Origin of the sequence: Serratia sp. JSRIV002 (genome assembly GCF_019968725.1) — a bacterium.
GTDB classification, from domain to species: domain Bacteria; phylum Pseudomonadota; class Gammaproteobacteria; order Enterobacterales; family Enterobacteriaceae; genus Chania; species Chania fonticola_B.
This window is the reverse complement of the sequence record NZ_CP074143.1, coordinates 4,829,990-4,856,783: the sequence shown is the minus strand read 5'-3', so window position 1 is coordinate 4,856,783 and position 26,794 is coordinate 4,829,990. Positions and strand designations below refer to the sequence as shown.

The following is a 26,794-nucleotide window of genomic DNA, read 5'->3' as shown; positions in this document are numbered from 1 at the left end:
AACAAAGAGGGTTCACCATGTCTGTAATTAAGATGACCGATCTGGATCTGGCGGGTAAACGCGTTCTGATCCGTTCCGATCTGAACGTACCAGTGAAAGACGGTAAAGTGACTTCCGATGCGCGTATCCGTGCCTCCCTGCCGACTATCGAAGCTGCGCTGAAACAAGGCGCCCGCGTGATGGTAACTTCCCACCTGGGTCGTCCTACCGAAGGCGAGTACAACGAAGAATTCTCCCTGCTGCCAGTGGTCAACTACCTGAAAGAGCATCTGAAATCCCCAGTCCGTCTGGCGAAGGATTATCTGGAAGGCGTTGACGTTGCAGAAGGTGAACTGGTTGTTCTGGAAAACGTTCGCTTCAACAAAGGCGAGAAGAAAGACGACGAAGTGCTGTCCAAGAAATATGCTGCGTTGTGCGACGTGTATGTGATGGACGCCTTTGGTACCGCACACCGTGCACAGGCTTCTACACATGGCGTGGGCAAATTTGCTCCGGTTGCCTGTGCAGGCCCGCTGCTGTCTGCGGAACTGGAAGCCCTGGGCAAAGCGCTGGGTAACCCGGCTCGCCCAATGGTGGCTATCGTTGGTGGTTCTAAAGTGTCTACCAAACTGACCGTGCTGGATTCTCTGTCCAAGATCGCCGATCAGCTGATCGTGGGTGGCGGCATCGCTAACACCTTCGTGGCGGCGCAAGGGAATAACGTGGGGCAGTCCCTGTACGAACCGGATCTGATCCCGAACGCGCAAAAGCTGTTGGAAACCTGCGATATTCCGGTGCCAACCGACGTACGCGTAGCGACCGAGTTCTCTGAAACCGCAGTGGCCACTGTGAAGCAGGCCAACGAGATCCAGGACAACGAGCAAATTCTGGATATGGGCGACGTCTCTGCCGAGCGTCTGGCCGTGATCCTGAAGAACGCCAAAACCATTCTGTGGAATGGCCCGGTTGGCGTATTCGAGTTCCCTAACTTCCGTCGTGGCACCGAAATCGTTGCACGCGCTATCGCAGATAGCGAAGCCTTCTCCATTGCAGGCGGCGGCGACACTCTGGCAGCTATCGATCTGTTCGGTATCGCTGACAAAATTTCCTACATCTCTACCGGCGGCGGCGCCTTCCTGGAATTCGTTGAAGGGAAACCTCTGCCTGCAGTAGTGATGCTGGAAGAGCGCGCTAAGCAGTAATTCAGATAACGGGGGGCGCAAGCCGCCCGTTTGTTTATGCTCCCCAGCTTGGCTGTGGGAGTAAAAAATCGCTATTTATCCATCGCTACCACTAGCTTGCAGGTTGTAGCTTGCAAGACGACGGGTATACGGCCAACGAAACAGGACAACGTCTAATGTCTAAAATTTTTGATTTCGTAAAACCAGGTGTCATCACAGGTGATGACGTGCAGAAAGTCTTCGCAGTTGCCAAAGAGAACAACTTTGCACTGCCAGCGGTAAACTGCGTGGGTACCGACTCCATCAACGCAGTGCTGGAAACAGCAGCCAAGGTGCGTGCTCCAGTAATCGTTCAGTTCTCTAACGGCGGTGCTGGCTTTATCGCGGGTAAAGGTATCAAAACTGACGTGCCACAAGGTGCTGCGATCCTGGGCGCAATCTCTGGCGCACATCACGTGCATCAGATGGCTGAGCATTACGGCGTGCCAGTGATCCTGCACACCGACCACTGCGCGAAGAAACTGCTGCCATGGTTAGACGGCCTGTTGGACGCGGGTGAGAAGCACTTCGCGGCGACCGGTAAGCCACTGTTCTCTTCACACATGATCGACCTGTCTGAAGAGTCACTGGAAGAAAACATCGAAATTTGCAGTAAGTACCTGACCCGCATGGCGAAGATCGGTATGACCCTGGAAATCGAACTGGGCTGCACCGGCGGTGAAGAAGATGGCGTAGACAACAGCCACATGGACGCTTCTTCCCTGTACACTCAGCCACAAGACGTTGATTATGCGTACGAAAAACTGAACGCTATCAGCCCGCGCTTCACCATCGCTGCCTCTTTCGGCAACGTACACGGTGTTTACAAGCCAGGCAACGTGAAACTGACCCCAACCATTCTGCGTGATTCTCAGGACTATGTTTCCAAGAAACACAACCTGCCGCACAATGCGTTGAACTTCGTGTTCCACGGTGGTTCAGGTTCTACCGCAGCAGAAATCAAAGAAGCGGTTAGCTACGGCGTAGTGAAAATGAACATCGATACCGACACCCAGTGGGCAACTTGGGAAGGTATCCTGAACTATTACAAAAAGAACGAAGGCTATCTGCAGGGCCAACTGGGTAACCCAGAAGGTGCCGATAAGCCGAACAAGAAATACTACGATCCACGCGTATGGACTCGTGCTGCCCAGACTTCCATGATCACCCGTCTGGAACTGGCATTCAAAGAACTGAACGCGGTAGACGTGCTGTAATAGCGTCCCTCCGTTCATGTCGCTAAAAGGCTCCCGAGGGAGCCTTTTCTTTTTTTGTGCAAAGCTATCCAGGCACCCATTAACCCAGTCAGCTACCCCAATAATCCCGCTCCGACGTTAATCGACAGCCCCAGGATCAAGATATTGAAAACAAAAGCGATCACCGATTGCAACAGGGTGATTTTACGCACGTCCGCGGTGCCCACTGCCACGTCGGCGGTTTGGGTTGCCACGGCAATGGTGAAGGAGAAATAGGCGAAGTCCCAATAGTTTGGCTCCGTCAGCTTGCCGGGGAACAATAGCGGTAACACCTCCGTATTGGCCCGCTGGTGGTAAAACAGGTGGGCGTAGTGCATGGTGAAGGCCGTGGGTAACAGCAGCCAGGAAACTACCAGTGTGGAGCCGGTCAGGGCCAGGTGCAGCGTTTTCAACGTGCCGCTGACGTGTTTGGCGGTGCTCAATTCAAACAGGATGGCCAGAATGCTCACCACGCAGCCCAAAGTGACCATCGCCAATACCTGGCGGGCACTCTCGTCCTGCTTGCGTGCTAATTGCCGAGTACGTTGTGGCGTGCAGCCCAGCATCAGATGCCAAAGACACAATAAATAGATCCATGCCATCACGTTCCAACCAACGATCAAACGTTGCAGCCATGGGAGATGCGCAGGAAGCAGCCCGACACACACAAGCCCAGCACCTACCGAAATCAATAATCTGGGGCGCACTTGCCAATAGTGTTTAAGCGAGGTGGAAATGGCGATCACGATAAGCTCTCCTTGTCCCGTAAATTCATTTCTATCATAGTTGAAATCAGGTTAACCCGAGATTTATTCAGGTTATACCCGGTAAAACTGATGGAAAATTTTACCTGTAGTGGTTGGCACTGCGGCAAAATGTTGGTTACCCTTAGCTGTGGTTGGTTTATTGGCCCTGTTTTGCCAGTATATTTTGCTCATTTTCCCCGCACGGGGATGTCAAGTAGGACGTCAGAATGGAAGAACTTAACGTAGTAGAAGGCATTAACAATGCCAGCAGTTGGCTAGTCAACCATCAGGATATGCTGATCCAGTATGCGGTGAATATTGTTGCCGCGATCGTGATTTTCATTATTGGTTCAGTGGTGGCTCGTGTAGTGAGTAATGCGCTCAGCCGCGTGATGAAGCTGCGTGGCATCGATGCAACCGTGGCAGATTTCCTGGCTGCGATGGCACGTTACAGCATCCTGGCGTTTACCTTTATTGCGGTGCTGGGGCGTATTGGTGTCCAGACCACCTCAGTGATTGCCGTGCTGGGTGCCGCTGGCTTGGCTGTGGGGCTGGCACTACAAGGTTCACTTTCCAACTTTGCGGCCGGTGTGCTGCTGGTAGCCTTCCGCCCTCTGCGGGCTGGTGAGTTTGTCGATTTGGGTGGCGTTTCTGGTACGGTAGATCAGGTGCAGATCTTTTCCACCACACTGCGTACCTCTGATAACAAAACCATTGTGGTGCCGAACGGTAAAATCATCGCGGGCAATATCATCAACTATTCCCGTGAGCCAAACCGCCGCGTGGATATCGTGGTCGGTGTGGCCTATGACGCCGATATCGATCTGGTGAAGAAAGTGTTGGGCGACGTGATCGCGGCAGATAAGCGCATCATGCACGATAAAGGCGTGACGGTTCGCCTCAATGAAATGGCACCTTCTTCACTGAACTTTGTGACTCGCTCCTGGACCACCAATGCCGAGTACTGGAACGTGTACTTTGATCTGATGGAAAACTTCAAGCGTCAGTTGGATGCCCACCAGATCGGTATTCCATTCCCGCAGATGGACGTGCATGTCCGCCATGTAGCCAAGGCGGCTGAACAGCCGGAGTAATAACCGCCCCTCACCTTAACCCTCTCCCACTGGGAGAGGGTACCGATCGAGTCCGCTGATATTTCTGCTTAATTTCCCCACTTTCGTTTTCTTTACTCCCCACTAAGCGCTCCAGGTCGCTCCCTCTCCCTATGGGGTGTACAGATAGAGTGGGTGACGCACCTCGGGTGAGTGAGCGTCGAGTTTGCTGGGATGACTTCTTTACTTCCAAAAGAGCAGGGCCTAACAGCTCCCTCTCCCTTTGGGAGAGGGTTGGGGTGAGGGCTTAAACAAACGGGGCTAACGGATCGGCGGCGGCAAAGGCTACTTCACGTTCTGCCTGTGGGGGATAGATCAACTCGTTGGTAATGGAGACTTTGATTTTCTTTCCCTCTTCTTGGGTGAATTTCACCACCTGATCCCAACCTTCGCTGTAAACCGCGCCCCATGCTCCAAGATCCAGACAGGTAACGTAATTCACCTGGCGGTAGGGCAAGGGGTCAATACCGATCAAATCGGCGGCGACGTTATGGCCGACAAAGCGCCCTAACATAATGGCGTGCTGGCAGGTCATCAGGGCGTGATTGCCTTGATCGTCAGTACTGGCAAAGGCGACATCGCCGGTGGCATAAACTGCGTTCTGCCCAATCACTCTTAAATGCTGATCGACGTGCAGCCTGCCTTGCGGATCGCGCTCACCTGGGATTTGCCGGGTTAACGGGCTGGCCTGTACGCCCACGGTTAAAATCACGGTGCTGGAGGCGATATGTTCGCCGTTTTTCAGCGTCAGCCCGCTCTCATCAATGGCCTTAATCTCGCTATTCAGCCGCCACTCGACGCCTAACTCTAGCGAGGCTTGGCTAATCACGTCGCGCAGTTGCTCGCTGTAACGGCCCCCCGCCACCGGGCTGCGGTCGACAACAATCACACGAATTGCAGCAGAGTCACCGAGGATCGCCCGTAAGCGTGCAGGCATTTCGGTGGCCACCTCAATACCGGTAAAGCCGCCGCCACAAACGATGACGGTATTACGTGCGGCGCTCTCAGGCTGCTCGGCCAACGCATCAAGATGCTGCTCCAGGCGGGCTGCGTTCTCCATTTTATCGACGTCGAAGGCGTACTGCTGTGCTCCAGGCAAGGTATGAGCGATGTGGCTACCGGTCGCCATGATCAGGCGATCGTAACGTACGGCAGTCAGTTGGTTCTGTTCGTTGTGGTACCAAACCTGCTGGCTGGCGCTATCAATCTCACTGGCAACCCCGGCGATAAATTTTACCCCGGTTACTGCGAATAATGGCAGCAGCGGAGCGGCGTAGTTCTCCACCTCGGACTCATAGAAACGGGGGCGAATACGCAGCTCTGCCTGAGGGGACAGCACGGTGATCTCGATATCGTGACGACCATAGAGATCGGTTAATCGTGCAGCGCTCAATGCCGCCCACATCCCTGCAAAACCGGCACCCAGGATAAGAATTTGTTGTTTCATGCAGTCACTCCGCTGTTGTTTCATCTGTAAATTGGCTCAATCTTTAACTACGACTATATTGATCGCAGTTTGTATCATCAAGCCTTTTACACTCAATCGTTAGCAGGTTTTATTTAATTATATGAATTTTATTGTTTTTTAATTTTTCTGGTGTGGGCGGGATGCTGGCGTTGCATCATTAAGGAGAAGAAATTACTATTTAACTCAGAGTTAATCGTGCGGAGAAAACATGGCGTTCTACAGTTCCGGGGTGGAGTATGGCATCCATAGCCTGATGTGTATGGTCGATAGCAAAGGCGAAGGGCGTGAGATGAGCGTGCGCGAAATCGCCGAATTGCAGGGCGTGCCTTATGATTACCTGGCCAAGATATTCACCAAGTTTTCCAAGGCTAAGTTGGTTGAAAGCAGCGAGGGTAAGGGCGGCGGCTTTCGGCTGGCCAAACCGGCCGATCAGATCACCGTACTGGATATCGTGGCGGCTATCGACGGTGAAAAGGCCATCTTCGACTGCAAAGAAATCCGCCAACGCTTGGCCGTCTTTGATGAACCTGCGCCCGACTGGGCCTGTGAAGGCATCTGCGGCGTGCGCCAGGTGATGAATATTGCCCAGCAACGTATGGAAGAGGCGCTATCGCAACATACCGTGCTGGATCTGGTGCGGCGGATGCTGAGAAAGGCACCGGATGTCTTCCCGATCCAGATTGAAGAGTGGATAGATCATCGCCGTAACGATTGAGCATTAGTATTACTGATGCCTGATTAGAAATATCCATTTCCCCTAATAATTTTATCTTCGTATGATGCGCGTGTTGAACAGCACACGCCGCTTTCCCGGCGCTGATATTTCCAGAAGGAACACCATGTTAGCCATCTATCTGCAAGGCTTTGCCTTGAGCGCCGCGATGATCCTGCCGCTTGGCCCACAAAATGTGTTTGTGATGAACCAGGGGATCCGCCGCCATTATCATCTGATGACCGCCTCGCTGTGCGCGTTGAGCGATATCATTCTGATTTGCGCCGGTATTTTTGGCGGTAGCGCCTTGCTCAGTAGTTCACCTATGCTATTGGCGCTGGTGACCTGGGGCGGCGTTGCTTTCCTGCTGTGGTACGGCTGGGGGGCTTTCCGCACCGCGTTTAGCCAACATATGGAGCTGGCAGCGGCGCAAGAGATGAAGCAAAACCGCTGGCGCATTGTGGTAACCATGTTGGCTGTCACCTGGCTGAACCCACATGTGTACCTCGATACCTTTGTGGTGCTCGGCAGCCTGGGAGGGCAACTGACGCCAGATATTCGTTCCTGGTTTGCCCTTGGCGCGGTCAGCGCTTCGATCGTCTGGTTCTTTGCCTTGGCATTGCTGGCCTCATGGCTGGCGCCGTGGCTGAAAACCCTGACGGCACAACGGATTATCAACGTTCTGGTCGGGCTGGTGATGTGGGTCATTGCGCTACAATTAGCCTGGCATGGGCTAACCTCTAATTGGTAGGAATCGACCATACCAACCCTAGTAGTATTTGAGTCATATTCTTGATTTTTCTATACGAAAAAGCCCGCTTTACGAGAGCGGGCTTTTTATCGCTATGGCTTAACTGCTCAGGCTATTTGCCCTCATCGCTATTGCAAGCTCTAGCAAACTGATCGGTCTTTAAAGCGCAAAAACGTTACCAGCTGAAGGGCCTTTAGCACCATTCTCAATAGAGAATTCTACTTTTTGCCCTTCATCTAACGTTTTAAAATCGTTACTTTGGATCGCAGAAAAATGCACGAAGACATCTTTGCTGCCATCAGCAGGAGTAATAAAACCAAAACCTTTACCTGCATCAAACCATTTTACTAAACCAGTCATTTTATCAGACATAGATACTTCCTTTAATTTTGAGCCACTCAATGTGGCGAACATGGCCTGTTTTGCAGAGATTTACTTATTGGGCACTTAGGAGGAGGCTCATGAAGAAGGATATCTATGGATAGCACTTGGACTGAGGACTGCTTTACTAAAACTGCTTTCATAAGGTCTGTGTTCCAAACCGATGAGCCATAATAGTCACGTGCTGATTAATTTTGCAAGCATTAACTTCACTAACTTTTTTCACACGTGTACCGCGCCTTATCTTTTCGATGGCTGTATGTACGGAACACGAAGCTTGGCTGAACCATGAAAGCTAAAAGCCCCGACCGTTGCAGTCAGGGCTTTTAGGGTACTACAAACTTAAGATTTAACATGAATCAACTTACATAACTTGATACTACTGATTTTGGTACTACTCTAAATGCACTTGTTTATCACAGATAATATTGGGTGATAAAAGATAGCTATATCATCCTCCCTATACTGACTGATGTATAACGCCTACTAATCCGAAGAAATATGAAAGATTGAGCAGGTTAAACCAGTACATCTCCCCTCGCGATATAAAGTACTTGATGCGTGGCCTTACTTTCGTTGCGATAACATTCTTTCAACAACACGCAACATCAAAAAGCTATAAATCAGAGCCTTACACCATCGCGTTAACATACATACTTTGCGATTGTAGAGACTGACTACATGGCCTTAAAACGTTATCGCGTGAGCCTGCTACTCTAGCCAACTGCGATTATCCCATACAAAAATATTTCGTGGCCTTTATCGCAGAAAAACAAAAAACCTATTAAAAATACATACTGCTTGCGCTCTATATTAACAGCGAGCTGTTTTATGTGCCGCTGTTGATGCCTAATTTACGGGTTTTAGATACTGTGTCAATACTGTTTTTAACAACATGTTTTTATTATCAGTAAATCCAAGTTAAAACAGGCTCAGTATGAAGGTGTGACAAACTCTGATCCTGTTAATACCGGGTTAAAGGGTGTGTTTCTCGCCTGATTTCCTGATCGGTATTCTCACAATGAAAACCTCAAGAATTCCGCTCCCACCTTTTTTGGCTGAACTCCGTAATACTTTCTCATTATGCCAATGACGTTTTAGCTTTCGATGGGGGTTATTTATGCAATTTAAGTGAGTTGCGTAATCGGTGGATGGAGGCGTTGCTTCGTCTGTCGCAGATCGTACGTACCTTTCCTACCAGAAAACGCAATTTCCGTGATGCGATTTTTCAATTTTTTGCAGGACAACGCTACCCTTTGTCACTAATCCGAATTCCAAGGGCGGCAGGATGTGTTAGCTTTGAAGGTAAGCATTTAGTCATTCAAGGAGACACTGTGAAGCTTAAAGCATTGGCCATGGCCGCAATGATTGGATTAGGCACGTTACCTCTGGCGCTGCAGGCAGCAGAAGTACCTGAAGGGCCGCATGTGGTCACTTCCGGTACGGCCAGCGTTGACGCCACCCCGGATATTGCCACACTGGCGATCGAAGTCAGCGTTTCTGCCAAAGATGCTGCCCAGGCGAAAAAACAGGTTGATGAGCGCGTAGCGCAGTATTTTGACTTCCTGCAAAAAAACGGCATTGAAAAGAAAGATATCAATGCGGCCAACCTGCGGACCCAGCCAGAATATGACTATCTGAAAACCGGTGAATCGCAGCTGAAGGGCTACCAGGCCGTGCGCCAGGTGCAGGTAACCTTGCGCCAGTTGGATAAACTCAACGAGCTGTTGGACGGTGCGCTGAAATCGGGTTTGAACGAAATTCGTGCGGTTGAGCTTGGGGTGGCCAAGCCAGAGGTTTATCGCGAGCAGGCACGTCAGAAAGCGATTGAAAACGCCACTCAGCAAGCTGCCTCGTTAGCGCAGGGCTTTAAGGCCAAGCTGGGGCCGGTGTACAGCATTCGCTATCACGTTGCCAACTACCAGCCGATGCCGGTCGCGCGCATGTTTAAGGCCGCTGCTGCGGCACCGGAAAGCGATGCCGCTCAGACTTACGAACAGCAAAGTATTCACTTTGACGATCAGGTGGACGTGGTATTCGAGCTGAAAACCAACGCCGCACAGTAAGCAATCTCTTGCCGGGGCGCGGTGTTATGCCGCGCCTTTAATCCTGCCTTAATACCTGATGCCCGTGAGACAGCAGCGCATCGGTGACCTTACGCATCATGCGGCTCTCCGGTGCAAAGCGGTGCCAGAACAGCATACGGCGCTGGAACAGGCCCGGTGTCAGGTCGATCAGTTCTCCGCTAGCCAGCTCTCTCTCAATCTGCAGATGCGGGATCATACAGCAGGTGGTGCCTTGCCGTGCCAACTGAACAAACGCCTCTGACGAGTTAACGATATGGCAGGGAACGCTGCCCGGCGAGAGATCGAAGTTCTGCTGTAAAAACGCCTGATGCATATCATCGAGATGATCGAATGCCACCGCCGGTGCCTTCAGCAGGGCGGAGCGGGTCACGCCGTTGGGGAAATAGCGATCGGCAAAGGCTTTTGAGGCGACGAACAGATAGTCCAACGCGCCCAACCGATCGACCAGGCAGCTCGGCAGCGGCTGCGGCTGGATACTCACCGCGCCCACTACTTCCCCCCGGCGCAGACGTTCCTGCGTGCGGGTTTCGTCTTCCACCTGCAAATTCAGGCGCACCGGGGAATCGGCCAGTACCGGTTTTAGTGCCGGTAACAGCCAGGTTGCCAGGCTGTCGGCGTTGACCGCCAGTGACAGCAACAGCGGCGTATCGACCCCATTGTCATTCCCTAACCACTCCTCTTCCAGCAGCTCGACCTGATGCAGCAAGGCCAGCAGTTTTTGACCCTGCTCGGTTGGGCGCGGTGGCACGGTGCGTACCAGTAGCGGTTGGCCGAACAGGTTTTCCAACTGTTTGATGCGCTGGGATACCGCCGATTGGGTGATACAAAGTTTTTGTGCCGCGCGCTCAAAGCCACGCTCACGGATCACCGCGTCCAGCGCTTGCAGCGTTCTATAGTCTGGGCGTTTCATCGGAGAGAAGATCCCTTTTAGTAAATTGATTCAGGCACTATGCCACATTTTTGCACTTTCTCAGGTGAAAAAATCCCGCCGCTCTTTTCAGCGCGGGCGTCGTAGGGAGGGGCAGAAATGTGCGTCAGGTTAAATAAGTGTGTTTTAGCCTAAGTTGCCGTCAGTGATTTACCCTATAATACGCACACGTTTTCGTACATAGGCAATGAGCACATCATGACTCAGGATGAACTGAAAAAAGCGGTAGGTTGGGCAGCATTGGAATACGTGAAGCCTGGCACTATCGTGGGCGTGGGCACCGGCTCTACCGCGGCTCACTTTATTGATGCGTTGGGTTCGATCAAACACCAGATCGAAGGCGCGGTATCCAGCTCAGACGCGTCGACCGCCAAGCTGAAAAGCCTGGGGATCCACGTTTTCGATAGCAATGAAGTGGATTCGTTGGATATCTACGTGGACGGTGCCGATGAAATCAACGGCCACATGCAGATGATTAAAGGCGGTGGCGCGGCTCTGACCCGTGAGAAGATCATTGCTGCCATTGCTCGTCAGTTTATCTGCATTGTCGACTCCACCAAGCAGGTTGATGTGCTGGGTAAATTCCCGCTGCCGGTAGAAGTGATCCCGATGGCCCGTTCCTACGTAGCGCGTGAGTTGGTCAAGCTGGGCGGCCTGCCGGAATATCGCCAGAACGTGTTAACTGATAACGGCAACGTGATCCTGGACGTGCACAACCTGGAAATCCTTGACGCTATCGCGCTGGAAAATAAGATCAACAGCATCGCCGGTGTGGTTACCGTGGGTCTGTTTGCCAACCGTGGCGCGGACGTTGCACTGGTCGGCACGCCGGATGGCGTAAAAAAAGTGGTCAGATAATCTGGCCATGAAAGCGGCGAGTCTGCTGACATAGCCTCAGCCGGTTCGCCGCTTTTTACGGGCTAACGGCCCGCCACGCATAATTCTTGTCTTAAAATATCTTTTCTCAAAATCGACGAATTTGGTGACATATGTCACATTCCGTGAATAACCTCCGTTAAGCTTCTGCCTAAATCTTTCCCGATGGCATTTTCCACCAGAAAGCACCGACATCGCTGAGCCTTGTGCTAACGGGCAGGCAATCGTTTGTATTGCCGGGCGCGTTATTTTTGTTATGTTGGAGGGACGTGCTGTTGATTTTGGGTTGCTGCCGGTCTGGCGGTAATGTGAAAGCTATACCCTCTGGATTTCAAGCAGTCGCTTGGAATATGACGGGTATAAAGGGGAAAACAGCCGCTTCTGAAGTCTGATTATAGGGTCGGGTAAATGGCAAAAGTATCATTGGAGAAAGACAGGATTAAGTTCCTGTTGGTAGAAGGGGTTCATCAGAGCACCGTAGATAACCTGCGTGCTGCCGGATATAGCAACATCGAATATCACAAAGGTGCGTTAGACACCGAAGCGCTGAAGGCATCGATCCGTGATGCACACTTCGTGGGTATCCGATCGCGTACGCATCTGTCCGAGGAAGTTTTCGCGGCCGCAGAGAAGCTGGTCGCGGTGGGCTGTTTCTGTATCGGCACCAACCAGGTTGATTTGAAAGCGGCGACCAAACGCGGCATTCCGGTGTTTAACGCGCCTTTCTCCAATACTCGATCCGTGGCCGAAATGGTGCTGGGTGAGCTGCTGTTGATGCTGCGCGGGATCCCACTGGCCAACGCCAAGGCACACCGTGGCCAGTGGCAGAAACTGGCCGTGGGCTCGTATGAAGCGCGGGGCAAAAAGTTGGGGATCATCGGCTACGGCCATATCGGGACTCAGCTTGGCATCCTGGCGGAAGGCCTGGGGATGAAGGTGTTCTTCTACGACATCGAGAACAAGCTGCCGTTGGGTAATGCCCAACAGGTGCGTCATCTTTCCGATCTGCTCAATATGAGCGACGTGGTTACGCTGCACGTGCCGGAAACGCTGTCGACCAAGAATATGATCGGCACCGAAGAGTTGGCGCTGATGAAGCCAGGTGCGATCCTGATCAACGCCTCACGTGGCACCGTGGTAGATATCCCGGCACTGTGTAACGCCTTGGCGAGCAACCATCTGGCCGGTGCGGCAATCGACGTGTTCCCGGAAGAGCCGGCAACCAACAGCGATCCGTTCAATTCTCCACTGTGCGAGTTCGATAATGTGCTGTTGACGCCGCATATCGGCGGTTCAACCCAGGAAGCGCAGGAGAACATCGGTGATGAAGTGGCTGGCAAGCTCGCGAAGTATTCCGATAACGGCTCAACGCTGTCTGCGGTCAACTTCCCAGAGGTATCGCTGCCAGCTCATGGCCCGAACGCCAGCCGTTTGCTGCATATTCATGAAAACCGTCCAGGCATCCTGACGCAGATTAACCAGATCTTCGCCGAAGAAGGGGTGAACATCGCGGCCCAGTATCTGCAGACCAGCTCGGAAATCGGCTACGTGGTTATCGATATCGAAGCGGAAACCGAACGTGCTGATGCCGCGTTGCAACGTATGAAAGCGATCGAAGGGACTATCCGCGCCCGCTTACTGCTCTAGTCGGTAACCGACGGAAAACATCAAGGCCGGAGCAATCCGGCCTTTTGCTATGCGGAGACTGGCCAGGCCCAGGTTTGTGACGGGGTGATAATCTCTGGCAGAGGAATATCCCATTGTTCCACCGGCAAGGCGCTAACCCGTTGGCAATCGTGCGCAATCCCCATCGGATAGGGGCCAATGTGTTGCCAGTTCTGCAAGGTGCGATCGTAAAACCCGCCGCCCATCCCCAGACGTTGCCCTGCCGAATCGAAGGCGACCAGCGGCGTCAAGACTACATCCAATTGCGACACCGGCAAGACGTTGCGGACATCGAGCGCTGGCTCGAGGATTTTGAAGCGGTTACTCACCAGAGGTGTTTGCGCGGTGTAATGCAGGAATAACAGGTTACCGGGGCTGAACGGATGTAACACCGGCAGATAAACCTGTTTACCCAGTTGCCACAGTCGCTCGATCAGCGGGCCTGTATTTAGTTCGCCATCAAAAGAGAGAAACGCCGCAATGCTTCTGGCCGCCTGAATGCGGGGATGTTGCGCAATATTGCAGGCCATTTGCTGGGCAAAATCATGCTGCTGAGCGGGCGTTAAGGCACGACGTCGTTGGCGTATTTCGTTACGGATGAGTTGGCGTTGCTGAGCGAACTGAGGTTGCAAAGACATAGTGTGAGATTCGCCAAAAGTGGTGAGTTAACACACTGAAAACGCAGGTGAAGGGATCTCCGAGATGCCGTCGCAGGCTGTAACCCTTGAACCCATGGTTCAAGGTGAACGTGCTGTCACAATCTTAAGGCTTCTCGGACGGGCCGAGCATGCACACCGATCATGGATCATCACATTCTGTTGGTACTAAATATCGGCTCAGGGGACTGGCCCGCTGGCAAACATCTCAGAGAAATTTTTCACTCATTGCCGGAGCCTTCAACTCCAGCAACTTAAGTTATTCGAATTGTGCATCCTGACGTTCAGAGATGCGACCCTGTTCAAGCAGTGCTTGTTCAATGGTCTGTTGCAGCATACGAATTCGTTGTTCCATATTGGCCGCATAGTCACGCGTTTTCAAGCGTTCTTGAGCAAGTTCGTGACAGACGTTCAATGCCGCGATAAATACGAGTTGCTCTGTATTTGTGACTCTAGTGCGAACTTTAAGATCTTGCAACCGTTGGTTAAGATCTTCTGCTGCCATGTTCAACGCATCTTGTTGTTCTGGCGGGCAATTGACTCTTAACGAGCGGCCAAAAATTTGAATATCTACCGGTTGTGCAGACATGCCACCTTCCTGCCTAAATTTCGCGCCAGCACCGGTCAGCCATTGCCGGGCTGCCGAAGCGGGCGTCACTATATATACCTGGGTACCAAGATTCAACACTTTTTCAGTACCTGGTTGTAATCTACCGCGCCTAACCTTACCAGACAAAAAACGGTTGCAAAATGCGTATTTACCGTACGTTTGCCCGGACTGCGCTGATTATAACTAGCCACTGAGGTGTTGCCTCAACTGGTATACCAACGGACCTTGGTGGTAGCATAACACGAACTTATCCTGCCAACGATGACGAATGCGCATGTCTATACAGAATACATTTCCAAGTTACCAATCTTTGACCGTGGCTCTTAACCAGCAGGCGGTTGCTTTGACCGCAGCCGAGATGCACGGTTTGATCAGTGGCCTGCTGTGCGGTGGCAACCGTGACGCCAGCTGGCAGACGCTGGTGTTTGATCTGACCAACGAAGGCATTGCCTTCCCGCAGGCGTTGAGCCAACCGTTACAGCAGCTGCATGAAATCACTCGTGATACGCTGGAAGATGACGAGTTCATGTTCCAACTGATGATGCCGGAAGGCGAAACCGTCAGCGTGTTTGACCGTGCGGATGCCTTGGCGGGGTGGGTAAACCACTTCCTGTTGGGGTTGGGCATGATGCAACCGAAGCTGGCGCAGGTGAAAGATGAAGTGGGCGAGGCGATCGACGATCTGCGTAATATCGCTCAACTGGGTTATGACGAAGGCGAAGACCAGGAAGAACTGGAACAGTCGCTGGAAGAAGTGGTGGAGTACGTGCGCGTTGCTGCGCTGCTTTGCCATACTGAATTTACCCGCCAGAAACCGACGGCCCCGGAAAATAAACGGCCGACGTTGCACTGACCGGCGGATCCCGCGTCCGTTGGCCGAGAGCGCTGATAACCCCTACTGACTGCGTTCAGCAGGTGGCATAAACCGATTTCAGGAGATGTGATGACCCAGCAGGAATTCCATAAACGCCGTCAGGCTTTGTTGGCACAGATGGCTCCGGCCAGCGCGGCAGTGATATTCGCCGCACCGGAAGCGACGCGTAGTGCAGACTCTGAATATCCTTATCGTCAGAACAGTGATTTCTGGTATCTGACCGGTTTCAACGAGCCGGAAGCGGTGTTGATCCTGGTGAAGAGTGATGAAACTCATAACCACAGCGTGCTGTTCAACCGCGTACGCGATCTGACGGCAGAAATCTGGTTTGGCCGCCGTTTGGGCCAAGACGCGGCTCCGGCCAAGTTGGGGGTAGACCGCGCGCTGGCCTTCGACGAAATCAACGATCAACTGCACCTGCTGCTCAACGGCCTGGACGTGGTGTATCACGCCCAGGGGCAATATGCCTATGCCGATGAAATTCTGTTTGGCGCGCTGGATAAACTGCGTAAAGGCTTCCGTCAGAACCTGGAAGCCCCTGCAACCCTGACGGATTACCGTCCTTGGCTGCATGACATGCGCCTGTTCAAATCGGCAGAAGAAGTTGCTGTTATGCGCCGCGCCGGTGAGATCAGCGCCATGGCGCATACCCGTGCGATGGAAAAGTGCCGCCCGGGTATGTTCGAATATCAGCTCGAAGGGGAGATCCTGCACGAATTTAACCGCTTGGGTGCCCGCTTCCCGTCTTACAACACCATCGTCGGCAGCGGAGAGAATGGCTGCATCCTGCATTACACCGAAAACGAGTGTGAAATGCGTGACGGCGATTTGGTGCTGATTGATGCCGGTTGTGAATATCGTGGTTATGCCGGCGATATTACCCGCACCTTCCCGGTTAACGGCAAGTTCAGCAAGCCGCAGCGTGAGGTATATGACATCGTGCTGGCGTCGATCAACAAGGCGCTGGAAATGTTTAAACCGGGTATCAGCATTCGCGAAGTGAACGATCAGGTCGTTCGCATCATGATCGCCGGGTTGGTTGAGCTGGGCGTGATGAAGGGCGATGTGGAACAGCTGTTTGCCGAGCAGGCACACCGCCAGTTCTTTATGCACGGCCTGAGCCATTGGTTGGGGCTGGATGTGCATGACGTGGGCCACTATGGCTCAGCGAGCCGCGATCGCGTGCTGGAGCCAGGTATGGTGTTGACGGTAGAACCTGGCCTGTACATCGCACCGGATGCCGATGTGCCGCAGGAGTATCGCGGTATCGGTATCCGCATTGAAGATGACATCCTGATCACCCAAGACGGCAATGAGAACTTGACCGCCAGCGTGGTGAAGGATGCCGACGCAATTGAGGCTTTGATGGCGGCGGCCAGATAACATGAGCGTAATCATTGTGGGCGGTGGGATGGCTGGCGCTACGTTGGCACTGGCTATTTCATCACTGACGCAGGGCAAGGTGGCCGTCGATCTGGTGGAGGCCACTCGGCCGGACGATCGTGCGCATCCTGGCTTTGATGCACGGGCTATCGCTCTGGCGCAGGGAACCTGCCAACAGCTGGCGCGTATCGGCGTTTGGGCTGCCTTGCGGGACTGTGCCACGGCAATCACTCACGTCCACGTTAGCGATCGCGGGCATGCCGGTTTTGTGAACCTGCACGCGCGGGACTATCAGGTGGAGGCATTGGGGCAGGTGATTGAACTGCACGATGCCGGGCAGCGGTTGTTTGCGTTGCTGGCGAAAGCCCCTGGGGTCACTCTGCATTGCCCGGCCAAAGTGGTCGATGTGCTGCGCACCGCCGATCGTGCTGAAGTGCAGTTGGATAATGGGCAGCGCCTGACGGGCCAGTTGCTGGTGGCGGCAGACGGTTCACGTTCGGCGCTGGCGCAGGCCTGCAATATCCAGTGGCAGCAGAGTGATTACCCGCAGTTTGCCACCATTGCCAACGTTTCAACGGCCGAGGCTCCGCAAGGGCGGGCGTTTGAACGTTTCACCCGCTACGGGCCGTTGGCGCTGTTGCCGATGTCTGGCGGGCGTAGCTCGCTGGTGTGGTGCCACGCACGGGAAACTCGTCAGCAGGTCGATAGCTGGAGTGATGAGCGTTTTCTCAGTGAGCTGCAACAGGCCTTCGGCTGGCGGCTGGGTAAGATGCTGAAGGCGGGCAAGCGCCACAGCTACCCTCTTAGCCTGCTAAGGGCAAATCAGCACGTGAGCCACCGCTTGGCGCTGGTTGGCAACGCGGCGCAAACGCTGCATCCAATCGCTGGGCAAGGGTTCAACCTGGGTTTGCGAGACGTGATGTCGCTGGCGGAAACCCTGGCAGAAGCCGCGCAGGCTGGCACCGATCTGGGGGCCTATGCGCTATTGAGCCAGTATCAGCAACGTCGGCAACAGGATCAGCAGGCGACCATCGGCGTCACCGACGGTTTGATACGCCTGTTTGCCAATAGCTACGCACCGCTGGTTGCCGGGCGTAATCTGGGGCTGATGGCAATGGAGCAGTTACCGGCCATGCGCGATGCCTTTGCCAAACGCACGTTAGGTTGGGTTGAACGCTAATTTTTCCCTTAGCTATGTTGCTGAAGTCGGCCAGAATGTTGACTGTTGTCACCGTACCAACTCCCCCTCCTTTGGGAGAGGGTTGGGCCGAAGTTGGGATGAACACTAATTTTTGCCCTACCTGCCTTGCTGATGTGGGGCAATATTTTGATAAAAGTCACCAAATCAGCTCCCTCTCCCTGTGGGAGAGGGTTGGGGTGAGGGGCAAATTTAAGGAACTCAAGCAGCATGCAATCATTTGATGTGATTATCGCCGGTGGCGGTATGGTGGGATTGGCACTGGCCTGCGGTTTACAGGGCAGTGGCCTGCGCGTCGCGGTGCTGGAACAACGGCAGCCGGAACTATCGCCGTTGCCAGAACAACCCGCGTTGCGCGTATCTGCCATTAACGCCGCCAGCGAGCGCTTGCTGCAAAACATTGGCGTGTGGGATGAGATCCGCAACCTGCGCGCCAGCCCGTATAACGCGATGGAAGTCTGGGATCGTGACAGCTTCGGCAAGATCGCGTTTCGCGGCGACGAATGTGGTTTCAGCCACCTCGGCCATATCATTGAAAACGAGGTGATCCAGCAGGCTCTGTGGCACAAGGCGGCCACCTTGGCCGACGTAACGCTGCTCGCTCCGGCCGCGCTGAAACAGGTGGCATGGGGGGAAAACGACGCCTTCGTCACGTTGGAAGATGGCCGCATGTTAACCGCCCGGTTGGTGATCGGTGCCGACGGAGCCAACTCCTGGCTGCGCCAACACGCCGATATCCCGCTGACCTTCTGGGACTACCGCCACAGCGCGCTGGTGGCCACCATTCGCACCGAAGAGCCCCATCTGGCAACGGCGCGTCAGGTATTTCATGGCGAAGGGATCCTGGCCTTCCTGCCGTTTAGCGATCCACATTTGAGTTCGATCGTCTGGTCGGTTGCGCCAGAAGAAGCTGAACGGCTGCAACAGCTGGAACCTGAAGCCTTTAACCGCGAACTGGCGATGACCTTCGATATGCGTTTGGGCAACTGCCAGCTTGAAAGCGAGCGGCTGACCTTCCCGCTTACCGGGCGATACGCTCGCAGCTTTGCCGCCCATCGTCTGGCGCTGGTGGGGGATGCGGCACATACCGTGCATCCGCTGGCTGGGCAGGGCGTAAACCTGGGCTTTATGGACGCCGCCGAGCTGATATCCGAGCTGAAACGCCTGCAACGTCAGGGCAAGGATATCGGTCAACACCTGTATCTGCGCCGTTATGAGCGCCGCCGCAAGCACGGTGCCGCAGTGATGCTGGCGAGTATGCAAGGGTTCCGCGAACTGTTTGCAGGCCATAACCCGGCGAAAAAACTGCTGCGTGACGTGGGCTTAAGGCTGGCCGACAGCCTGCCGGGCGTGAAACCGAAGCTGGTGCGGCAGGCCATGGGGCTTAACGATCTGCCGGACTGGCTCGCCTAGTCAGCTTGGGGCTGACAAACCTCATTATGGGGCGCGGCATGCTGCGCCCGCTAATCTGCATGTTTACCCGTCATCGATTTCCCTTATACCTCCCTTCGTTTGAGAAATTCTAATTTCAGGCAGAATTTATCATTACTTTTTCTAATTCCATGGTCGGTTATCAAAAACCGAAAATCTCTATCCCAGCCTCTGTTTGTTATATAACTTCGGATTTTTGCCGCTTTAATTGTTAATTTTGTGCCTCAAAGCGCATTTTTCCAGTGAAAAACTCTGCAAACTAACGCGGCATTTTACCGACCCTGAATCCGGTCGAGCCTATTTTAACTTATGGTTAATAGGGGCGTTCGGTGTTAACGTCAGGGCAAAGGTATCGTTTGCGTCGTTGACCATTGGCGAGGCAATTTGTGTTGAGCAGCCAGCGTGTTTCGCGCAATCAGGCCCGCGAGCTACACCCGCCTTATTGCGTATAACACCCTGTCTTCGGCTACTTGAGTGGAAAGAGGGAAAAGATGGCAAAGCAAACCCCACTGTACGACCAGCACGTGGCGTGCGGTGCGCGCATGGTTGATTTTCATGGCTGGATGATGCCGCTGCACTATGGCTCCCAGATTGATGAACACCACGCCGTGCGTCAGGATGCCGGCATGTTCGATGTCTCCCATATGACCATCGTGGATCTGCACGGTGCTCGTACCCGTGAATTCCTGCGTTACCTGCTGGCGAACGATGTCGCCAAACTCACTCAATCGGGTAAAGCGCTGTATACCGGCATGCTGAATGCGTCCGGCGGCGTGATCGACGATCTGATCGTCTATTTCTTTACCGAAGACTATTTCCGCCTGGTGGTGAACTCCGCCACCCGCGAAAAGGATCTGGCCTGGATCGAACAGCATGCGGCTCCGTTCAACGTTGAGCTGACGGTGCGTGACGATCTGGCGCTGGTTGCGGTGCAAGGCCCACAAGCCAAAGAGCGCGCCGCCACCTTGTTTACCCCAGAACAGAAGCAGGCTGTGGAAGGCATGAAGCCGTTCTTCGGCGTGCAGGCGGGGGATCTGTTTATTGCTACCACCGGCTATACCGGCGAAGCGGGCTATGAAATTGCCCTGCCGAAAGAGCAGGTGGTGGATTTCTGGCAGAAACTGCTGGCAGCCGGGGTGAAACCTGCCGGCCTGGGCGCCCGCGATACTCTGCGCCTGGAAGCCGGTATGAACCTCTACGGCCAGGAAATGGACGAAGGCGTTTCACCGTTAGCCGCCAATATGGGCTGGACCGTTGCCTGGGAACCGCAGGATCGTCAGTTTATCGGCCGTGAAGCGTTGGAACAGCAGCGTGAAAAAGGCACCGAACAACTGGTCGGCTTGATCATGACGGAAAAAGGCGTATTACGTAATGAGCTGCCGGTACATTTCACCGATGCGAACGGTCAACCCCAGGTTGGGGTGATCACCAGCGGTTCTTTCTCACCGACCCTGGGCTTCAGCATTGCGCTGGCAAGGGTTCCGGCCGGTATCGGTGAGCAGGCTATCGTACAGATCCGCAACCGTGAAATGCCAGTGAAAGTCTGTAAGCCAGGTTTTGTACGTGCCGGTAAGTCACTGATCAATTAGTTTTTATTCTTCGAAGGAGTAGCAGGTCAATGAGCAATGTGCCAACAGAATTGAAATACGCCACCTCCCATGAGTGGGTGCGTGACGCAGGCAACGGCGAATACGTTGTTGGTATCACCGAACACGCGCAGGAACTGCTGGGCGATATGGTGTTTGTCGATCTGCCGGAAGTCGGCACCACGGTTTCCGCGGGTGATGACTGTGCCGTTGCGGAGTCGGTCAAGGCCGCTTCCGATATTTATGCGCCCATCAGCGGTGAGATCATCGCGGTTAACGGCGAACTGGAAAGCTCCCCGGAGCTGGTCAACAGCGAGCCATACGGCGAAGGTTGGTTGTTCCGCATCAAGGCATCCGATGCGGCAGAGCTAGACAAGCTGCTAGATGCGGGTGCTTATCAGGCCTCCATCGACGAATAATCACTATCACGCCCCACCACCCTGTGGGGCGTTTTGCAGTTCAGGCTATATCCCGTACCCCGCAAGCATTCAGGAATTTGTAGCAATGACTCAGACACTCAGCCAACTTGAACACAGCGAAGCGTTCATCGAGCGCCACATCGGCTCTTCCGCAGAGCAACAGCAGCAGATGCTGGAAGCCGTGGGCGCTCGCTCGCTCAGCGCGCTGATCCAACAGATTGTGCCAGCCGATATCCAACTGCCAGGGCCTCCGCCGGTAGGCGATGCGGCCACGGAACATCAGGCGCTGGCCGAACTGAAGGCGATTGCCTCACAGAATCAGCGCTACAAATCCTATATCGGTATGGGCTACAGCGCGGTGCTGACGCCGCCGGTGATCCTGCGCAACATGCTGGAAAACCCAGGCTGGTATACCGCTTATACCCCTTATCAGCCGGAAGTGTCGCAAGGCCGCCTTGAGGCGCTGCTCAACTTCCAGACGCTGACCCTCGATCTGACCGGGCTGGATCTGGCCTCTGCCTCCTTGCTGGATGAAGCTACCGCTGCCGCAGAAGCGATGGCGTTGGCCAAACGTGCCAGCAAACTGAAAGACGCCAACCGCTTCTTTGTGGCTGACGATGTGCACCCACAAACGCTGGACGTGGTACGTACCCGTGCCGAAACCTTTGGTTTTGACGTGATCGTTGATAAACCGGCGAAGGTGTTGGAGCTGCAAGGCGTGTTTGGCGTACTGCTGCAACAGGTTGGCACCACCGGTGAGCTGCACGATTACAGCGCCCTGTTGGCCGAGCTGAAAACGCGCAAAATCATCACCAGCATGGCTGCCGATATCATGGCGCTGGTGCTGCTGGCAGCACCGGGCAAGCAAGGTGCCGACGTGGTATTCGGTTCTGCGCAACGCTTCGGCGTACCAATGGGCTACGGTGGCCCACACGCGGCGTTCTTCGCCTGCCGTGACGAATTCAAACGCTCGATGCCGGGCCGGATTATCGGGGTATCACGCGATGCTGCCGGCAATACTGCGCTGCGCATGGCGATGCAAACCCGTGAGCAACATATCCGCCGCGAAAAGGCCAACTCGAATATCTGTACCTCGCAGGTGCTGCTGGCCAATATCGCCAGCCTGTATGCGGTGTACCATGGCCCACAAGGCCTGCAACGTATCGCCGGGCGCATCCATCGCCTGACCGATATCCTGGCCGCTGGCCTGCAACAAGCGGGTCTGACACTGCGCCATAAAACCTGGTTCGACACGTTGACCGTAGAAGTGAAAGACAAGGCGGCGGTGTTGGAACGCGCGCTGGGCTTCGGCATCAACCTGCGTACCGATATACACGGGGCAGTCGGCATCACGCTGGATGAAGCCACTTCCCGTGAAGATGTGCAGACGCTGTTTGCCCTGTTGGTCGGCGATAACCACGGTTTGGATATTGATGCGCTGGATGCGGCCGTGAGCAAAAACAGCCAGTCGATCCCTGCGGCCATGCTGCGTAAAGATCCGATCCTCACGCATCCAGTGTTTAACCGCTATCACAGCGAAACCGAGATGATGCGTTATATGCACCGTCTGGAGCGTAAAGATCTGGCGCTGAACCAGGCGATGATCCCGCTGGGCTCCTGCACCATGAAGCTGAACGCCGCTGCGGAAATGATCCCGATCACCTGGCCTGAATTCTCTGAACTGCACCCGTTCTGCCCACCAGAGCAGGCCGCAGGTTATCAAGTGATGATTGGGCAGCTTTCCCAATGGTTGGTGCAACTGACCGGTTACGATGCGGTGTGCATGCAGCCCAACTCGGGCGCTCAGGGTGAGTATGCCGGTTTGCTGGCGATCCGCCGTTACCATGAAAGCCGCAACGAGGCTGGGCGTAATATCTGCCTGATCCCAAGCTCGGCGCACGGTACCAACCCGGCTTCTGCCCAGATGGCGGGCATGGGCGTGGTGGTTGTGGCCTGTGATAAGAACGGCAACATCGATCTTCACGATCTGCGTGTGAAAGCCGAGCAGGCCGGGGAAGCCCTGTCCTGCATCATGGTGACCTACCCGTCAACCCATGGCGTGTATGAAGAAACCATCCGCGAAGTGTGCCAGATTGTGCATCAGTTTGGCGGCCAGGTTTACCTGGACGGTGCCAACATGAACGCGCAGGTGGGGATCACCACGCCAGGCTATATCGGTGCGGACGTATCGCACCTCAACCTGCATAAAACCTTCTGTATCCCACACGGCGGTGGCGGCCCAGGTATGGGACCTATCGGCGTGAAATCTCACCTGGCGCCGTTCGTTCCAGGCCACAGCGTAGTGCAGATTGATGGCGTTACCACTCAGCAGGGCGCGGTTTCTGCGGCACCGTTCGGCAGCGCCTCTATCTTGCCGATCAGCTGGATGTATATCCGCATGATGGGCGCGGAAGGGCTGAAGCAGGCCAGCCAGGTGGCAATCCTGAATGCCAACTACATCGCAACCCGCCTGAAAGACGCTTATCCGGTGCTGTATACCGGCCGCGATCACCGCGTGGCGCACGAATGTATTCTGGATATTCGCCCGCTGAAAGAAGAGACGGGTATTAGCGAAATGGATATCGCCAAGCGTCTGATCGACTACGGTTTCCATGCGCCGACCATGTCGTTCCCGGTGGCAGGCACGCTGATGGTTGAACCGACCGAGTCGGAAAACAAAGTGGAACTGGATCGCTTTATCGATGCGATGCTGGCTATCCGCAGCGAGATTGACCGCGTGCAGCAAGGCGAATGGCCACTGGAAGACAACCCATTGGTTAACGCACCGCACGTGCAGGCGGAACTGGTTAACGACTGGCAGCATGCTTACAGCCGCGAGCTGGCGGTATTCCCGATAGCTGGCGTGCGTGAGAATAAATACTGGCCGAGCGTGAAGCGCCTGGATGATGTCTACGGCGATCGTAATCTGTTCTGCTCTTGCGTACCGATGAGCGACTACGAATAACACTATCTTGCCAAAATGATGCTCGAGGGACACGGCATGAAGCCGTGTCCCTTTTTTATTGCAGCACCGCAGCAATTGCGCTTCACTGATTAATCTACCGTCGAGCAGCAAGTTGCCTGACTTGCTTGCGTAAATACCCGCTATCGTTTCTGATCTCAATAGCAAGGAACAATAATGACAAAAGTAGTGTTAGTGACCGGTGCCAGCCGGGGCATAGGCCGCGCGACGGCATTATTATTGGCCCAGCAGGGCTATGCGGTGGGCGTCAATTATCTGCGTGATAGTGCTGCTGCTGAGTTAGTGGTGGCGCAGATCCGCCAACAGGGTGGCAAGGCGATGGCTCTGCAAGCAGATATCGCCGAGGAAACTGAGGTGGTGGCGATGTTTGCCGAACTGGAAGCCACGTTGGGGCCAATTGATGCACTGGTCAATAACGCAGGTATTCTGTTCCAACAGGCGAGCATTGAGCAACTCACCGCCGAGCGGATCAATAAGGTGCTGACGACCAACGTCACCGGGTATTTTCTCTGCTGCCGCGAAGCGGTAAAACGTATGGCGTTACGCCATGGTGGGCAGGGAGGAGCGATCGTCAACGTGTCTTCCGCTGCGTCGCGTCTGGGGGCTCCGTGGGAATATATCGACTATGCGGCTTCAAAAGGGGCGGTGGATACGTTAACTACCGGTCTGGCGTTGGAAGTGGCGGCACAGGGGATACGCGTCAACTGCGTAAGGCCAGGTTGTATTTACACCGAGATGCATGCCAGCGGAGGAGAGCCGGGGCGGGTAGATCGGGTGAAGTCAGCGTTGCCAATGCAACGGGGTGGTCAGCCAGAGGAAGTGGCGCAAGCTGTTGTCTGGCTGCTTTCCGATGCGGCGTCCTACGTCACTGGCACTTTTATCGAAGCCGCTGGCGGGCGTTGAATCAGCAAGGGCGCCATCGGCGCCCCTCATCGATTACTTCAGCCAGCCTTTACGCTGTGCATCCTGCAAATGCTGCTCCAAATGTTGCCACAGCTCGGGATGGATATCGGCAATCATCGTATTACGGTCCAATACCTGTTGCAGGCTGATATCATTCTCTACCCAGCTCTGACCGCCGTTGTGCAGGTTCATCAGCATTGGCATGCAGCGATCCAGCACCAACGCGAAGCGGGCATCGGCGCTTTCGCCTGCTTCATACTCCTGCCACAGCGCGGTGAAAACCCCACGTTGTGGTTCCGGCAATATCCCGAATAACCGTTTTGCCGCCGCCACTTCCTGGTCGTGGATCGCCGCTCGTGCTGCCAGATCGTAAACCATGACGTCACCGGCATCGATCTCGACGATATCGTGTAGCAGGGCCATCTGGATCACGCGCTGAATATCCACCTCATCGCTGGCATAAGGGGCCAGACTCAAGGCCGCAATGGCAAAGTGCCAACTGTGCTCGGCCGAGTTTTCCTGACGCTGGGTACCCATCACCTTGGTACGGCGTTGCACGCTTTTAAGTTTGTCGATTTCCATCAGAAACTGGATGGTTTGAGTCATGGAGCCAAAGTCTAACGCGGGTACAGCGGATGACATGGTACGAACCTCGAGGTGAATGATGGGATACCCGCCGTCTTCCAGCCGTAACTGAAATCCATAGGGTGCAAAGCATATCGATTGTAGCCCAGCAGGCTGAGGATTTCGATGTTAGCGTGGTGTTACAAGCGCTCACAGTTTTATTTTAGCGTACACGTGTACACTGGAATCGTTCTCAGTTAATCTCATTTGCAGTTAATTCGCACAATATGCGTTGTTTTGAGGGGTTGCGCTTTATGGGGAAAAAGGACGAAGTGAAAGTCGGGGCAGACCAGTTGCCCGCCACGGCTTATCCATGGGCAGAGGAAATTGCCAACAGCATCAGCCACGGTATCGGCTTGGTGTTTGGGATTGTCGGCCTGGTGCTGCTGTTGGTTCAGGCGGTAAACGACGGCGCTGGGGTAACGGCCATCACCAGCTATAGCCTGTATGGCGGCAGTATGATCCTGCTGTTCCTGGCTTCCACGCTGTACCATGCTATTCCACATCAGAGAGCCAAGCACTGGCTGAAAAAATTTGACCACTGTGCCATCTACCTGCTGATCGCCGGAACCTATACGCCGTTCCTGCTGGTGGGGCTGGACTCACCGTTGGCGCGGGGGCTGATGGTGGTGATCTGGGGGCTGGCGCTGTTCGGCGTGATTTTCAAACTGGCATTTGCGCACCGTTTCGAGGTGTTGTCGCTGGTGACCTATCTGACCATGGGCTGGCTATCACTGATCGTGATCTACCAGTTGGCAATGCGCCTGGAAGTCGGAGGGGTAACTTTGCTGGCGGTAGGGGGCGTGGTGTACACGCTAGGGGTGATTTTCTATGCCTCGAAACGCTTCCGTTTTGGCCATGCGATCTGGCACGGTTTTGTGCTCGGCGGCAGTGTGTGCCACTTCATGGCGATCTACCTTTACGTATAACCCGCTCATCTGTTGTCGATATATTGCCAAAGCGTTTC

At 54.3% G+C, this 26,794-nt stretch carries 24 protein-coding genes and 1 other RNA gene; 17 read left to right on the top strand and 8 right to left on the bottom strand.

Annotation, left to right across the window (positions count from 1 at the left end; all coding sequences use genetic code 11):
• The first annotated feature begins 17 nt into the window (after positions 1 to 17).
• Both pgk and fbaA read left to right on the top strand, forming a co-directional pair.
• The gene (gene pgk, locus KGP26_RS22815; RefSeq protein WP_037375818.1) at positions 18 to 1,181 is read left to right on the top strand and encodes a phosphoglycerate kinase; all 1,164 of its coding nucleotides are present in this window, start codon (positions 18 to 20) and stop codon (positions 1,179 to 1,181) included.
• A gap of 155 nt (positions 1,182 to 1,336) precedes the next feature.
• Entirely contained in the window at positions 1,337 to 2,416 is a 1,080-nt protein-coding gene (fbaA, locus tag KGP26_RS22810) for a class II fructose-bisphosphate aldolase (RefSeq protein WP_021179781.1), read from the top strand.
• Between the two features lie 92 nt (positions 2,417 to 2,508).
• Here fbaA and KGP26_RS22805 read toward each other — a convergent pair whose 3' ends face one another.
• Complete coding sequence (locus KGP26_RS22805; protein WP_223665684.1) at positions 2,509 to 3,177, bottom strand: DUF1345 domain-containing protein; 669 nt, start codon at positions 3,175 to 3,177, stop codon at positions 2,509 to 2,511.
• Between the two features lie 230 nt (positions 3,178 to 3,407).
• Between KGP26_RS22805 and mscS the strand changes: the two genes are divergently transcribed.
• Positions 3,408 to 4,274, top strand: coding sequence for a small-conductance mechanosensitive channel MscS (gene mscS / locus KGP26_RS22800; RefSeq protein ID WP_021806216.1), 867 nt, complete (start codon positions 3,408 to 3,410; stop codon positions 4,272 to 4,274).
• A 265-nt stretch (positions 4,275 to 4,539) separates the two neighbouring features.
• Here mscS and KGP26_RS22795 read toward each other — a convergent pair whose 3' ends face one another.
• Positions 4,540 to 5,739, bottom strand: coding sequence for an NAD(P)/FAD-dependent oxidoreductase (locus tag KGP26_RS22795; RefSeq protein ID WP_223664647.1), 1,200 nt, complete (start codon positions 5,737 to 5,739; stop codon positions 4,540 to 4,542).
• Between the two features lie 229 nt (positions 5,740 to 5,968).
• On the opposite strand from KGP26_RS22795, the gene KGP26_RS22790 reads away from it, so the two are divergent.
• Together KGP26_RS22790 and argO are read left to right on the top strand one after the other, a co-directional pair.
• Positions 5,969 to 6,475, top strand: coding sequence for an Rrf2 family transcriptional regulator (locus tag KGP26_RS22790; protein WP_021806214.1), 507 nt, complete (start codon positions 5,969 to 5,971; stop codon positions 6,473 to 6,475).
• Positions 6,476 to 6,599: 124 nt separating this feature from the next.
• Positions 6,600 to 7,223, top strand: a complete 624-nt coding sequence (argO, locus tag KGP26_RS22785) for an arginine exporter ArgO (RefSeq protein ID WP_021806213.1) — start codon at positions 6,600 to 6,602, stop codon at positions 7,221 to 7,223.
• A gap of 159 nt (positions 7,224 to 7,382) precedes the next feature.
• Here argO and cspA read toward each other — a convergent pair whose 3' ends face one another.
• The gene (gene cspA / locus KGP26_RS22780; RefSeq protein WP_021806212.1) at positions 7,383 to 7,595 is read right to left on the bottom strand and encodes an RNA chaperone/antiterminator CspA; all 213 of its coding nucleotides are present in this window, start codon (positions 7,593 to 7,595) and stop codon (positions 7,383 to 7,385) included.
• A 1,343-nt stretch (positions 7,596 to 8,938) separates the two neighbouring features.
• Here cspA and KGP26_RS22775 point away from each other — a divergent pair.
• Positions 8,939 to 9,670 carry an oxidative stress defense protein gene (locus KGP26_RS22775; RefSeq protein WP_021179787.1) on the top strand — a complete coding sequence of 244 codons (732 nt, stop codon included), beginning with the start codon at positions 8,939 to 8,941 and terminating at the stop codon, positions 9,668 to 9,670.
• 37 nt (positions 9,671 to 9,707) lie between these two features.
• On the opposite strand, the gene KGP26_RS22770 is transcribed toward KGP26_RS22775, so the two are convergent.
• Positions 9,708 to 10,601 (bottom strand): LysR family transcriptional regulator ArgP, encoded by an 894-nt coding sequence (locus KGP26_RS22770; protein ID WP_021179788.1) that lies wholly within the window; start codon positions 10,599 to 10,601, stop codon positions 9,708 to 9,710.
• A gap of 216 nt (positions 10,602 to 10,817) precedes the next feature.
• Between KGP26_RS22770 and rpiA the strand changes: the two genes are divergently transcribed.
• Together rpiA and serA are read left to right on the top strand one after the other, a co-directional pair.
• Entirely contained in the window at positions 10,818 to 11,477 is a 660-nt protein-coding gene (gene rpiA, locus KGP26_RS22765) for a ribose-5-phosphate isomerase RpiA (RefSeq protein WP_037375716.1), read from the top strand.
• A 426-nt stretch (positions 11,478 to 11,903) separates the two neighbouring features.
• Complete coding sequence (gene serA / locus KGP26_RS22760; protein WP_223664646.1) at positions 11,904 to 13,142, top strand: phosphoglycerate dehydrogenase; 1,239 nt, start codon at positions 11,904 to 11,906, stop codon at positions 13,140 to 13,142.
• Positions 13,143 to 13,189: 47 nt separating this feature from the next.
• On the opposite strand, the gene KGP26_RS22755 is transcribed toward serA, so the two are convergent.
• The 3 genes from KGP26_RS22755 to zapA form a co-directional block, all read right to left on the bottom strand.
• Positions 13,190 to 13,798 carry a 5-formyltetrahydrofolate cyclo-ligase gene (locus tag KGP26_RS22755; protein ID WP_021806210.1) on the bottom strand — a complete coding sequence of 203 codons (609 nt, stop codon included), beginning with the start codon at positions 13,796 to 13,798 and terminating at the stop codon, positions 13,190 to 13,192.
• Positions 13,799 to 13,850: 52 nt separating this feature from the next.
• Positions 13,851 to 14,034: non-coding RNA, 6S RNA (ssrS, locus tag KGP26_RS22750), on the bottom strand.
• Positions 14,035 to 14,075: 41 nt separating this feature from the next.
• Positions 14,076 to 14,405, bottom strand: coding sequence for a cell division protein ZapA (zapA, locus tag KGP26_RS22745; RefSeq protein WP_021179791.1), 330 nt, complete (start codon positions 14,403 to 14,405; stop codon positions 14,076 to 14,078).
• A 295-nt stretch (positions 14,406 to 14,700) separates the two neighbouring features.
• Here zapA and KGP26_RS22740 point away from each other — a divergent pair, with 295 nt between their 5' ends.
• From KGP26_RS22740 to KGP26_RS22705, 8 genes are all read left to right on the top strand, one after another.
• A complete protein-coding gene (locus tag KGP26_RS22740) occupies positions 14,701 to 15,279 on the top strand; it encodes a YecA family protein (RefSeq protein WP_024486381.1) in 579 nt (192 codons plus the stop codon).
• Positions 15,280 to 15,369: 90 nt separating this feature from the next.
• Complete coding sequence (gene pepP, locus KGP26_RS22735) at positions 15,370 to 16,683, top strand: Xaa-Pro aminopeptidase (protein WP_021806207.1); 1,314 nt, start codon at positions 15,370 to 15,372, stop codon at positions 16,681 to 16,683.
• A 1-nt stretch (position 16,684) separates the two neighbouring features.
• Complete coding sequence (gene ubiH, locus KGP26_RS22730; protein WP_223664645.1) at positions 16,685 to 17,863, top strand: 2-octaprenyl-6-methoxyphenyl hydroxylase; 1,179 nt, start codon at positions 16,685 to 16,687, stop codon at positions 17,861 to 17,863.
• A gap of 228 nt (positions 17,864 to 18,091) precedes the next feature.
• The gene (ubiI, locus tag KGP26_RS22725) at positions 18,092 to 19,294 is read left to right on the top strand and encodes an FAD-dependent 2-octaprenylphenol hydroxylase (protein ID WP_094981474.1); all 1,203 of its coding nucleotides are present in this window, start codon (positions 18,092 to 18,094) and stop codon (positions 19,292 to 19,294) included.
• A 509-nt stretch (positions 19,295 to 19,803) separates the two neighbouring features.
• Entirely contained in the window at positions 19,804 to 20,901 is a 1,098-nt protein-coding gene (gcvT, locus tag KGP26_RS22720; protein WP_059201694.1) for a glycine cleavage system aminomethyltransferase GcvT, read from the top strand.
• Between the two features lie 29 nt (positions 20,902 to 20,930).
• Positions 20,931 to 21,317, top strand: a complete 387-nt coding sequence (gene gcvH / locus KGP26_RS22715; protein ID WP_021806203.1) for a glycine cleavage system protein GcvH — start codon at positions 20,931 to 20,933, stop codon at positions 21,315 to 21,317.
• Positions 21,318 to 21,402: 85 nt separating this feature from the next.
• Positions 21,403 to 24,282 (top strand): aminomethyl-transferring glycine dehydrogenase, encoded by a 2,880-nt coding sequence (gene gcvP, locus KGP26_RS22710; protein ID WP_166733285.1) that lies wholly within the window; start codon positions 21,403 to 21,405, stop codon positions 24,280 to 24,282.
• Positions 24,283 to 24,456: 174 nt separating this feature from the next.
• Positions 24,457 to 25,203 carry an SDR family oxidoreductase gene (locus tag KGP26_RS22705; RefSeq protein WP_115159283.1) on the top strand — a complete coding sequence of 249 codons (747 nt, stop codon included), beginning with the start codon at positions 24,457 to 24,459 and terminating at the stop codon, positions 25,201 to 25,203.
• 33 nt (positions 25,204 to 25,236) lie between these two features.
• Here KGP26_RS22705 and KGP26_RS22700 read toward each other — a convergent pair whose 3' ends face one another.
• Entirely contained in the window at positions 25,237 to 25,845 is a 609-nt protein-coding gene (locus KGP26_RS22700) for an HD family hydrolase (protein WP_094981477.1), read from the bottom strand.
• 236 nt (positions 25,846 to 26,081) lie between these two features.
• Here KGP26_RS22700 and KGP26_RS22695 point away from each other — a divergent pair, with 236 nt between their 5' ends.
• Complete coding sequence (locus KGP26_RS22695) at positions 26,082 to 26,756, top strand: hemolysin III family protein (protein ID WP_037375710.1); 675 nt, start codon at positions 26,082 to 26,084, stop codon at positions 26,754 to 26,756.
• Positions 26,757 to 26,794: the final 38 nt, after the last annotated feature.